Source organism: Frankia sp. Allo2 (genome assembly GCF_000733325.1).
In the GTDB taxonomy this organism is placed as follows: domain Bacteria; phylum Actinomycetota; class Actinomycetes; order Frankiales; family Frankiaceae; genus Frankia; species Frankia casuarinae.
Genome location: NZ_JPHT01000001.1, coordinates 201,697 through 211,449, shown reverse-complemented (window position 1 = coordinate 211,449; position 9,753 = coordinate 201,697). Strand labels below are relative to the sequence as shown.

Sequence of the window (9,753 nt, the reverse complement as noted above, 5' to 3'; positions counted from 1 at the left end):
GCAAATTTGCAAAAATCTCGAAGACGTTCGAAAACCGCTCGGCGGGTGACCACAGAAAATCCCATCGCTGGTAGTTGCTGGGAGGGCTGCCCGGGGAGCGAAGCGCCCTGGCACTGGTGATAGGGCTGTCGGCTGGCGTGCCCTCTGCTCGTTCTTCGGCTGCCCACCGACGTGCGCGACGACAACCCGCGGCGTCCTGCCCCGTGCCCCGGCTGGTTCTCCCCACCCTGCCGACCGGCGGCCTTCATCGAACGTCTCGGATGGTCTGCGTGGTGCGGGGTGCGACGGGCCCGGCGAGCACGGCCGCTAGGCCGCGCGCAGCCGGTCGCGCGGCGCGGACCCGCACCGCGGCTTGATCCTAAAACGAGTAATTCGGCAACGAACGTTCCTCGTCCGGGGCTGGTGCGCTCATGCGGCGTGTCCTGGTGGTCGGGCTGCCAGATGGAACAGGGCCGCTGCGCGGGCCTCCCGGCTGGGGAGGGTGTCGAGGTGGGCTTGCGTGGTGTCGATCGCATGCTGTAGCGCGGTGACATTCGGCCCGGGGAAGGGGTCGGGTAGGTGGCTGAGGGGTGCGGCGACGATGCCGTCTGCTCCGGCGGTGAGGCTGTCGGCGATGTGCCGTGCGGTTCCGTCCCAGATGGTGAAGCTGGGTCCGGTGGCGGTGCGTAGCTCCTGGAGTTGCTCCACGTGCATCTTCGACACCTTCGCTCCGGCGGGGAGAACGTCTGTGCGGGCGGCGGCTGTGGCCAGTGCTGGTGTGAGGGTGGCGGGACCGTACTCGGGATGGCTGAACAGATAGGCCGGGCGAGGAAGATCCGCCAGGAAGCCCAGGGCTTCCGTCTGGGTCGAACAGTTGCGCAGGACGGCCATGGGGACGACGTTCCTCCGCCAGGCGTGGTCGATGTCCTCGCGTGTCCAGCAGCAGGCGGTCAGTCGGTCAGTGCCGACGGTGTCAGCCCACAGGTCTACGACGGTGGCGCGTTCGGCGGGGGTGGCGTGGTGTCCGCCGGTGGTGGTGCCGGACAGGATGAACAGGTGCGCCCACGTGGCGGCGGCGCGCTCAGCGTAGCGGGCGGTCGCGGTGGTGTCGAGGCGGCCGTCCGGGCGGCGGAAGGTTAGTGTGGGTAGGACGAGCTGCATGGGGGTTCAGTCCAGCTCATCGCGGATGGGCGCGGCGTCCTGGGTGGTTCCGGCGACCTGGCGGCGGATCTGTTCGGCGATCGCCTCGGGTGTCCGCTGGTCGGTGCGGAGCACCATGCCGAACTCGGCCGGGCTCATGCCGGTGAGGTCGGCGCGGGTTTCGTCCCATGCGCGGAGCCGGTCGGGGATGTCGGTGCTGCCACGCTGGCGGAGCCGGTCGGCTGTGATGTCGCGGGGGCACCAGAGCAGGACGGTCAGCCACCGTGCCGGGTATTCGGCGCGTAGGGCGGCGATGCCGGCGACCTGTCCGATGTGGACGACGGGTATCCGCCCGGTGCCGGTGATCTCGTCGAGGCGGGGCCGGTCGATGGCGTAGATGTTGCCGTACCGCTCGTTGACGTAGAGGATCTGCCCGCGGTCCTGGAGGCGGGTGAGGTCGTCGGCGGTGGCGTACCGGTACCGGCTGGGTGCTCCGGCTCCGACCTTGAGCCGGTCGAAGTGGACGAAGCGATCGTCCCGGCTGGTCAGGGCGGCGGTGATGGTGTCTTTCCCCGCGGCCGGTGGGCCGTAGAGGATGACGGCGTCAGGAGGCATCGCGGACCTGGCTTGCGATGCGGCGGGCCTGTTCGGCGAGGTTGGTCTGTGCGTGCCGACTGTTGTCGACAAGGTAGTGGGNGCAGACCGGCCGCGCGTCGGGGTTGATCGTCTTGAGGTAGTCGTCCCAGTAGGACAGCTTCCACGAGTCGCGGGCGGCGTCGCGTGACTCCATGTAGTCGCGCATCGAGTCGATGTCGCACCGTAGCCATACCACGGCGACGGCGGCGCCGCAGTTCCCGGCGCGCTTGGCCATGCGTTCCACCCACCGGGCGTCGCCGAGTTCGCGGACGAACGGCGCGGTGACGATGGTCGTGATGCCGAGCCGGAGGTTGTCGAACGCCGTGTCGAACATGCTGCGGTATTCGAGCGGGCGGATCCGGCCCACGTAGGTGTCGCTGTGGCGGTCGTTCGGGTCGTCGCCGGTCGCTAGGAGCAGCGATTCCGTGAGTGGACGGCTGAGGGTGTCCTTGTCGAGCAGGGGCCATCCGGTGATCTCGGCGATGAACCGCGCGAACTCGGTTTTCCCGGATCCGGGGAATCCGGCGACCATGACGAGTGCGGGGGTGCCCTCGCGGGGCCGTCCCGAACTCCATGCGGCGAGGATGTGCCCTTCGAGGTCGTACGGGGGCAGGGCGACCTGCCGGCCGCCGCCGGGGCCTGGTGCCGGTGGCTGGACGCTGGCGAGCAGGGCGCGGATCGACTCGGTGACCTCGTCGCGGCGGGGGACGACCGGCGGGGCGCCGGTGCTGTTGCCGATGAGGTCCCGCAGATGGGTCGGGACCCGCAGGGACTCCCGGCGGGGCCGGGGGACTTCCGTGCCGGACTCCCACGGACGAGGCGCGAGACCGATCATGATCCCGGGGATGTGGAGCCCGTCGGCGATCCGCTCGATCACGTCGACGTCCTCCACCCTGGCCTTGCCGCTGGCGATCCGGCTTACCCGGGACTGGCTGANGCCTTCGATGGACGAGGCTATGCGGTCCTGGCTGACGTGGTCCCACTTGCGCATGAGCAGGAAGGCGGCGCCGAAGTCGCGGGTGCGTAGTGCCTCGGCCATGTCGGCGCGGGCCAGCAGCTCGGGGGAGACGGTGTAGCGCTGCCAGGTCGGCTGTGGGTCAGCGGTCATTCATCGCTCTTTGATCGGTGGCGGGCCGGGGCAATCCGCGTGAGCGGGCAGGCACGCTGAGCATAGCTGTGGGCATGTCGTCGCGGTATGGCAAGCCCGAATCGAGCGGCTGACCAGCGCTGAAACGGCGCTGTTCTCGTGTGGGCGGCGGCGCGGGTCCGGCGCCTGATGTCGTCGATCAATGCTGACTCGACATTCCGTGACCATGCGACTTCGGTGAGCCTTGTTCCTGGTCGGTGCCGTCCGTGCCGATTCCAACTCCGCGGGCGGCGCCGGCGCTCGACCGGACGCGGACAGCGGACAGATGAGGGGATCGGGTGTGGAGCATGTCGACAGCCAGGACGAGCCGCGGGCACGAGCGATGCGGGGGTTCGCTATGACCTGGGCCAGTGGGTCGTGCCAGACCGAGGAAACTCCGGGGGTCGGCTTGATGCCGTGGGGCTCGGATGCATGGGCGCTGGTGGTGCCGGCCGGTTCGTCGGCGCAGACGCTACACGCGGTCATGGCGGAGATGCCGGCGGGCCTGCGGTTCGCCGAAGCCTACGGTGACGCGGACGTGGTCCTCGTCTACGAGGCGGACGGGGTGCGGCTGTCCCGGCGGGAGGTGCCGGGCACGCTCCTGCGCGGCATGCTCCAGCTCGACCCGTCGGCGGCCGGCGTCGACAGCACGCGCCGCTGGGCCACGGAGGAGGAGCGGGCCGCGTATGAGGCCGGTAAGGCTGACGCGGCGGATGCGTTCCGGCGGCAGGTGATCCGCCGTCGCCGTCCACGGTCGTGGAATCCCTCGGCGCTGGGCTGACGTCCCACCTCTGATGCCAGAAGGCCGGACCCTCGGGGGGTCCGGCCTTCTGCTGTGTTCGAGTCCGTCCACCTGCGGGGTGCGGCGGTGCATCCCCTGCGACGGCGAAGGTGATCTACCGGCCGGCTGGCCCGGCCGCGCTGTCCAGCTCGTCAAGGCGGCGGACGATCCGTCGGATGTCGTCCCGTATCTCCCGTACTCCGGCGAGGATCTCCAGGCCGACGGCCATCGGTGCGGCCTGGACACCGGTGGGGCCGTGCTCGCCGTTGCCGGTGAGCACGCGGACGAGGTGATCGTCCGGCCAGTCGAGCGCACGCGCGATCGCGGTCAGGGTCCGGTTCCGCACGCGCCGGTTCGCGCCGTGCTGGACAAGCCGCAGCGTCGACACTGATATGCCCGCCCGATCCGCCAACTCCTGCTGCCCGATGCGCTGGGCGGACATCCGGGCCTTGATCGCTGCCGCGACGGCCTGCCAATCCTCGTCGTCCTGCGCAGCATCGGTGCCGGAAACGCTCCGACCGTCGAGACGATCAGTCATAGACGGAATGCTAGCGAATTCTCGATCCACCTAGATGCGCTGGTCAGCGGGGGATGTCGACTCTGCATGGCGTGCATGACGCCATGCCGTGACTGCATCGCCCGATCTCGACTGAATATGCATTGACGATCTACCGCTTGAAAAGCGCTCTTCCGGCGGAGCATGGTATGTCCATGCCCGCTTCCGGAGCTGGTCCGGGGTCGGCGGGTCATCTCTCGGGAGGTAGATGCAGTGGCGGTACCGAGACGGATTCCCGTCGCGTTCTCGACGGTTTTCCCGGCGGGTGCCTTCGTTGTCGGTGTGGAGCCGGTCAACGACTACGACAAGATCAAAAGTGGTGCGGCGGACCCGCAGCAGCGGGACGAGGAGACCGGCCAGCCGATGTGGGCGGTACGGGTGGTCGATGGTGATCCGGAGGCCCGGACGACGGAGATGAAGGTCCGGATGATCGCTGCGGTGCAGCCGGTCCCGCCGGACCTGCTGCCCGGGACGCCGTTCCGCCCGGTCGAGTTCGACCAGCTCACGGTGCTTCCCTACATCGATCGACGGGTGGCGGACAGGCCGCGGGTGGCGTACTCGCTGCGGGCAGGTAGCATGCGCGCTCCGGGCACGGTCCGGCGTGGGAATGCCGGGGTGGCGGCATGAGCGGGCTCGAACGACTTAGCTCCTCGACGCATATCGGCATGCACGTCGGATCCGGCTGGTCGGTGCGCTGCCACACGTACCCGGACCGTCCGCCGATCCTGTCGGTGCGGGCCGGCGAAACGCACCTGTCCCTGTCCGTCGCGAACGACGCGGTCACCTCGGACCATGTGGAGTTCGCGTACACGCTGCTCGCCGCGGTGAACGATTACCTCATCGAGTGCGAGCGTATCCGATTCGCAGTGCTCGGCGATCCGCCGGAGCATCTCGCCGCGTAATCCGCGCCGGAAACACGGACCGCCCCCGGGACTGCCGCACTTCCCCGCTGTAGCCCCGGGCGCATCCTTCCCCTTTCTCCTCTCTCTGGTTTCGCGCGCTCGAAAACAGGTGGTATTTGCCATGTTCAGAATCAACGGCGACCGGGCTTTCCCTCGGGTTCCCTCCCGGGCTGACAAGGTGCGCGTCCCGGTGTGGATGCTCGTCCTCGCGGTGGCTGTGAAGGCCCTGGCGCTGGCTGTGCGCTGGTGCTGGCGCCACCGGGTCGCCGTGCCGGCCGCGGTCGGGCTGGCGCTGTTCTGGCACCGGTTCGGCCCCCTCGGCCTGCTGTGCCTGCTCGTCGGCCTGGTACTCGTCGCCGTGGCGTGGCGCCGGCTGCACCCCCGTTCCTTCCGGTGGCTGGCCCGGTGGGTCTGGGGCCGGGCCCGGCTGGCGTTCGTCTACCGGTGGCGGTGGCGGCCGGCGATGGTGCACACCGACCTGGCGATCCGCATGCCGGCGTCCACCGGGGACGAGGTGACCTTTGACGAGTACTTCCCCCGTATCCGCGGGATCCGCTCGACCCGGTCCGTGGACGTCCTGCGGGTGGAACTGCTGCCCGGTCAGACCCCGGAGCAGTGGGCGGAGCAGGCCGAAGCGTTGCGGCACGTGTTCCGGGCGCGGCGCTGCCAGGTCCAGGCGGAGCAGCACCGGTTCATCCGGCTGCACTTCCACCGGCGGGACACCCTGACCACCCCGGTAAGCCCTGCTGACCTCGACACGCCGCGTCCCGACGGCTCGGATGACGGCGGCCGATCGGAGGATGCCGGGACCGTGCCTGACCTGCTCGTCGCGGGGCTGGGTGCGGTCCCGGTCGGCCGGCAGGAAGACGGAGAACCGTGGACGTTGCCCGTCCGCGGCACGCATCTGCTCGTCGCGGGGGCGACCGGGGCCGGTAAGGGCTCGGTGCTGTGGTCGATCATCCGCGGTCTCGGCCCGGCGGTGCGGGCGGGCCTGGTGGAGCTGTGGGTGTGCGATCCCAAGGGCGGGATGGAACTGGCCTTCGGGGAGCCGCTGTTCGCCCGGTTCGCCACCACCACGGAGACGATCGCTGACCTGCTCGACGACGCGGTGGGCGTGATGCAGGAACGCACGGAACGGCTGCGGGGCCGGACCCGGCTGCACACCCCGACGACCGGCGAGCCGCTGATCGTCGTCGTGGTCGACGAAATCGCCTCGTTGACCGCCTACGTCACGGACCGGGATGTCAAGAAGCGGATCGGCGCGGCGTTGCCGCTGCTGCTCTCCCAGGGGCGGGCGCCCGGGGTCGTGGTCCTGGCGGCGGTGCAGGACCCACGCAAGGAGGTGCTCCCGTTCCGGGACCTGTTCCCGGTCCGGGTCGCGCTGCGGATGACCGAACCGGAACAGGCTGACCTCGTGCTCGGCTCTGGCGCCCGGGACCGGGGGGCACGGGCGGACGAGATCCCGGTCTCGCTGCCCGGGGTCGGCTACGTGCTGCACGAGGGACAGCCCGAACCGGTCCGGGTCCGGGCGGCCTTCGTCAACGACGCCGAGATCAACCGGACGGTGATCTCCTACCGGCGCTCCGCAGACGGCGGCTGGGTTCCCGACCTGAACCCCCACCAGAACGGCGACAGCCCAGCCGATCACGGCGATCTGTTCGACCTCGGGGAGGTTGCGTGACCCCAACCNNCNCGACCACCCTCGACACTCCCAGCCGTGACGATCGTGACGATCGACCCGGTTCCCGGGCAGCGCGGATGCGTCTGCCGCTGGCCCGCCAGGTCGTCGAAGCCGTCGCTCTGGAGAACGGGGTGTGCGTGCGGCCGATGGCGATGCGGCGGACGAACCTCGACACCGGTGAAACAGAGATCGTCCCAGTGCCGTGCGGCGCCACCCTGGCGAGCAAGTGCCCGTCGTGTGCGGAGCGGGCGCGGCGGCTGCGGATGGCTCAGTGCAAGGCGGGGTGGCATCTGGAGGACGAACCGGTTCCCGACCCGGATCCTCCGTCCGACGATGTGAAGGTTCTTGCCGGCTTCCGCGCGGATCTGGAGGCGTTCCGCCGCGATGCCGACCGTGCCGGGGACCCGGTGGGCGTGGCGGAGATCGACGAGCTCATCGGCCAGGTGGACGAGGAACTCAACGCGCTGGGCGTGCGGGGGCGGGCGGCTCCGGAGGATCGGGAGCGTCCTCGTCGGGTCCGCTCGACGCGGCGGCGCCAGGACGCGCCCGACCTGCCCCGGCTGCCCGTCGACCGGCGGACCGTCGGGCGGACGTATGAGGCGGCGGACGGGACGGTGTGGCGGCCGTCGATGTTCCTGACGCTGACCTGCGACACCTACGGGCGGGTGACCTCCGACGGCACCCCGGTCGATCCGGACTCCTACGACTACCAGCGGGCGGCGCGGGACGCGATCCACTTCCCGAAGCTGATCGACCGGTTCTGGCAGAACCTCCGCCGGGCCGTGGGCTGGGATGTGCAGTACTTCGCCGCGCTCGAACCGCAACGGCGGCTCGCCCCTCACCTGCACGCGGCGATCCGGGGCACGATCCCGAGGGTGGTGCTGCGTCAGGTGGCGGCGGCGACCTATCAGCAGGTGTGGTGGCCGTCGTGTGACCGGCCGGTCTACGGCGACGACCGGCTACCGGTGTGGGACGAGGCAGCCGGCGGCTACCTCGATCCGGATTCCGGCGCGCCGCTGCCGACCTGGGACGAGGCGCTCGACGCGATCGGCGAGGACGACGAACCCGCGCACGTCGTCCGCTTCGGCCCGCAACTGCGCGCGGACGGCGTCACGGCGAACTCGGCGCACACCGGCCGGATGATCGGCTATCTCACGAAGTACCTGGTGAAGAGCCTTGATGCCTGCCACGACGTCGCCACCGACGCGCACCGGCGGCATGTCGAGCGGCTCGCGGACGCGCTGCGACACGAACCGTGCTCGCCAACCTGCGCGAACTGGCTGCGCTACGGCGTCCAACCGCGCAACCCGAAACCGGGCCTCGTCCCGGGCCGGTGTCGGGGGAAGGCGCACCGGCGGGAGACCCTCGGGTTCGGTGGACGGCGGGTGCTGGTCTCCCGTCGCTGGTCCGGCAAGACGCTGGCCGATCATCGGGCCGATCGGCTCGCCTGGGTCCAGGCGCAGCTCGAAGCGCTCGGGCAGACCGGAAGCGGTCCGGTCGGCGAGCATGATCCGGCCCGGACGATGTGGACGCTGCTCCGTCCCGGCGATCCGGCCGCACCTCGACGTGAACACCTGCTGTTGCAGGCTGTCGCGCAACGCCACGCCTGGCGTGCCCAACTCGACCGGGATCGGCGGCCTGCCTCCAGCGGGCTTCCGGCAACCGGCCCACCGGTGACCGCGAACGCTGCCTGATCCGCCGTCGCGATGGTCCGGAAGGTACGGATGACCAAGCTGTTGCTCACCCCGGCTGAGGCCGCGGAGATCCTCGCGGTCGGCCGGAGCACCGTGTACGAACTGCTCGCCGCGGGCGACCTGGAATCGGTGCGGATCGGCCGGTCACGGCGCATCCCGCGGGCGGCGCTCGATGCGTTCGTCCGGCGGCTGCGGGGCCTCGACGAGGGGCAGGCTGCCTGACCGATGCCCGAGCCAGGTCGGAGAGTGGCTGCGTCCCCGAGAGTGGTTGCCGTCAGCTACTCAGGGGGTCGTAGTCGCCTGCGAGCCACCGGAGGAAACGTCGGGGATGGTCCATGTACGTCTGAATCGTGCTCGGCGTCCGTCCGGTGGACACGAGCACCTGTNCATAACGATCAAGAGCCTGGTGCAGGTCATCCAACGTCCACTGACCTGTCCGGCCCTGGCCCTTGGCTGGCCGTGGCGCCTGGCGCGCGGCATGCCATCGCTCGATGTCCTCGGCGTTCCAGACCTTCCCCATGCTCAGCACGGCCACCGGATCGGGGAAGGTCGGATCGTCGCGGAGGATCTGATGAACCCGCGACGGACTCACGTTCAGCATCTGGGCGATCTCCGCCGCGCCCATAAGGTTGATCGTCGACATGGGGCACATCATAACTTGACGAGCCATTAGCTCATGCCTACTGTAGGCGGTAGCGGTCCGGTGGGTGCGCCAACACCCACCGGAACCTTGATCCCAATCCTGACTGCACAGGAGTTGAGACCCATGCCCATTTTCTCGTCTGGCGGCTTCGGCGCGTGGCGCACCCCCGGTGATGGCGGGTCCCCGCTGATCGCGATGCGCACCCGGGCCACCGGGGAGCTCGTGCTGACGGTCCGTCCCGGGGCCGATGTCGGCGACCTGGTGGCGATCCTCGGCACGCTGCCCGCGGATGCGTTCTTCACGGAGCACTTCGGCGACGTCAACGCGGTACTCGTCTTCCGGCGGGTGCCCGGGGATTCGGCAACGCTTCCGGCGTCTGTGAACCCCTCGGCGGGGCCGGCGGCGGCGAGCGTTCCGCTCCCGTAACGGCAGTTCTGCCTGCTCCTCCCCCATTTTTCTTCCGTTCTCTGGTGGCGCTTGAAGCTGCCGGGGTGTCGGACGGGTCCAGGGTCGGCCGAAGGCCGATCGCGTCAGCGACGCGCAGCGCCCTGGACGCGGCCGGCGCCCCGGCAGACCATCCCAGCGCCAGAGAACGGAAACCCCCCGGCACCGGGC

The 9,753-nt window shown here is 70.0% G+C and carries 12 protein-coding genes; 7 read left to right on the top strand and 5 right to left on the bottom strand.

Features of this window, described 5'->3' with window-relative positions:
* Window positions 1-408: 408 nt before the first annotated feature.
* Genes ALLO2_RS00870 through ALLO2_RS23050 form a run of 3 tightly spaced genes read right to left on the bottom strand, consistent with a single transcriptional unit; the run spans window position 409 to window position 2,863 of the window.
* Complete coding sequence (locus ALLO2_RS00870; RefSeq protein WP_023839990.1) at window positions 409-1,140, bottom strand: hypothetical protein; 732 nt, start codon at window positions 1,138-1,140, stop codon at window positions 409-411.
* A gap of 6 nt (window positions 1,141-1,146) precedes the next feature.
* Window positions 1,147-1,734 carry a guanylate kinase gene (locus ALLO2_RS00865; RefSeq protein WP_023839989.1) on the bottom strand — a complete coding sequence of 196 codons (588 nt, stop codon included), beginning with the start codon at window positions 1,732-1,734 and terminating at the stop codon, window positions 1,147-1,149.
* A complete protein-coding gene (locus ALLO2_RS23050) occupies window positions 1,724-2,863 on the bottom strand; it encodes an AAA family ATPase (RefSeq protein ID WP_051874763.1) in 1,140 nt (379 codons plus the stop codon). The genes ALLO2_RS00865 and ALLO2_RS23050 overlap by 11 nt, the downstream gene beginning before the upstream one ends.
* Before the next feature lie 319 nt (window positions 2,864-3,182).
* On the opposite strand from ALLO2_RS23050, the gene ALLO2_RS00855 reads away from it, so the two are divergent.
* Complete coding sequence (locus ALLO2_RS00855; protein WP_330218918.1) at window positions 3,183-3,662, top strand: hypothetical protein; 480 nt, start codon at window positions 3,183-3,185, stop codon at window positions 3,660-3,662.
* Window positions 3,663-3,777: 115 nt separating this feature from the next.
* Here ALLO2_RS00855 and ALLO2_RS00850 read toward each other — a convergent pair whose 3' ends face one another.
* Window positions 3,778-4,200, bottom strand: a complete 423-nt coding sequence (locus tag ALLO2_RS00850; RefSeq protein ID WP_023839986.1) for a helix-turn-helix transcriptional regulator — start codon at window positions 4,198-4,200, stop codon at window positions 3,778-3,780.
* A gap of 231 nt (window positions 4,201-4,431) precedes the next feature.
* Between ALLO2_RS00850 and ALLO2_RS00845 the strand changes: the two genes are divergently transcribed.
* The 5 genes from ALLO2_RS00845 (at window position 4,432) to ALLO2_RS00825 (ending at window position 8,717) form a co-directional block, all read left to right on the top strand.
* On the top strand, window positions 4,432-4,845 hold the full coding sequence (locus ALLO2_RS00845; RefSeq protein WP_023839985.1) for a hypothetical protein: 414 nt from the start codon (window positions 4,432-4,434) through the stop codon (window positions 4,843-4,845).
* Window positions 4,842-5,120 carry a hypothetical protein gene (locus ALLO2_RS00840; protein ID WP_023839984.1) on the top strand — a complete coding sequence of 93 codons (279 nt, stop codon included), beginning with the start codon at window positions 4,842-4,844 and terminating at the stop codon, window positions 5,118-5,120. The genes ALLO2_RS00845 and ALLO2_RS00840 overlap by 4 nt, the downstream gene beginning before the upstream one ends.
* Window positions 5,121-5,241: 121 nt before the next feature.
* Window positions 5,242-6,801 (top strand): FtsK/SpoIIIE domain-containing protein, encoded by a 1,560-nt coding sequence (locus ALLO2_RS00835; protein ID WP_023839983.1) that lies wholly within the window; start codon window positions 5,242-5,244, stop codon window positions 6,799-6,801.
* A 77-nt stretch (window positions 6,802-6,878) separates the two neighbouring features.
* Window positions 6,879-8,495 carry a replication initiator gene (locus ALLO2_RS00830; RefSeq protein WP_035729044.1) on the top strand — a complete coding sequence of 539 codons (1,617 nt, stop codon included), beginning with the start codon at window positions 6,879-6,881 and terminating at the stop codon, window positions 8,493-8,495.
* A 30-nt stretch (window positions 8,496-8,525) separates the two neighbouring features.
* Window positions 8,526-8,717: a helix-turn-helix domain-containing protein gene (locus tag ALLO2_RS00825; RefSeq protein ID WP_023839981.1), complete on the top strand. Its 192-nt coding sequence runs from the start codon at window positions 8,526-8,528 to the stop codon at window positions 8,715-8,717.
* A gap of 52 nt (window positions 8,718-8,769) precedes the next feature.
* Here the strand turns inward: ALLO2_RS00825 and ALLO2_RS00820 are convergent, their stop codons facing one another.
* Window positions 8,770-9,138 (bottom strand): AlpA family transcriptional regulator, encoded by a 369-nt coding sequence (locus tag ALLO2_RS00820; RefSeq protein WP_035729043.1) that lies wholly within the window; start codon window positions 9,136-9,138, stop codon window positions 8,770-8,772.
* A 123-nt stretch (window positions 9,139-9,261) separates the two neighbouring features.
* Between ALLO2_RS00820 and ALLO2_RS00815 the strand changes: the two genes are divergently transcribed.
* Window positions 9,262-9,564: a hypothetical protein gene (locus ALLO2_RS00815; RefSeq protein ID WP_023839979.1), complete on the top strand. Its 303-nt coding sequence runs from the start codon at window positions 9,262-9,264 to the stop codon at window positions 9,562-9,564.
* Window positions 9,565-9,753 lie beyond the last annotated feature (189 nt).

Bases quoted from the DNA above. Each gene is read 5' to 3' on its own strand.
- ALLO2_RS00870 (WP_023839990.1), bottom strand. From the start codon at position 1,140: ATGCAGCTCGTCCTACCCACACTAACCTTCCGCCGCCCGGACGGCCGC.
- ALLO2_RS00865 (WP_023839989.1), bottom strand. From the start codon at position 1,734: ATGCCTCCTGACGCCGTCATCCTCTACGGCCCACCGGCCGCGGGGAAA.
- ALLO2_RS00850 (WP_023839986.1), bottom strand. From the start codon at position 4,200: ATGACTGATCGTCTCGACGGTCGGAGCGTTTCCGGCACCGATGCTGCG.
- ALLO2_RS00840 (WP_023839984.1), top strand. From the start codon at position 4,842: ATGAGCGGGCTCGAACGACTTAGCTCCTCGACGCATATCGGCATGCAC.
- ALLO2_RS00835 (WP_023839983.1), top strand. From the start codon at position 5,242: ATGTTCAGAATCAACGGCGACCGGGCTTTCCCTCGGGTTCCCTCCCGG.
- ALLO2_RS00830 (WP_035729044.1), top strand. From the start codon at position 6,879: ATGCGTCTGCCGCTGGCCCGCCAGGTCGTCGAAGCCGTCGCTCTGGAG.
- ALLO2_RS00825 (WP_023839981.1), top strand. From the start codon at position 8,526: ATGACCAAGCTGTTGCTCACCCCGGCTGAGGCCGCGGAGATCCTCGCG.
- ALLO2_RS00815 (WP_023839979.1), top strand. From the start codon at position 9,262: ATGCCCATTTTCTCGTCTGGCGGCTTCGGCGCGTGGCGCACCCCCGGT.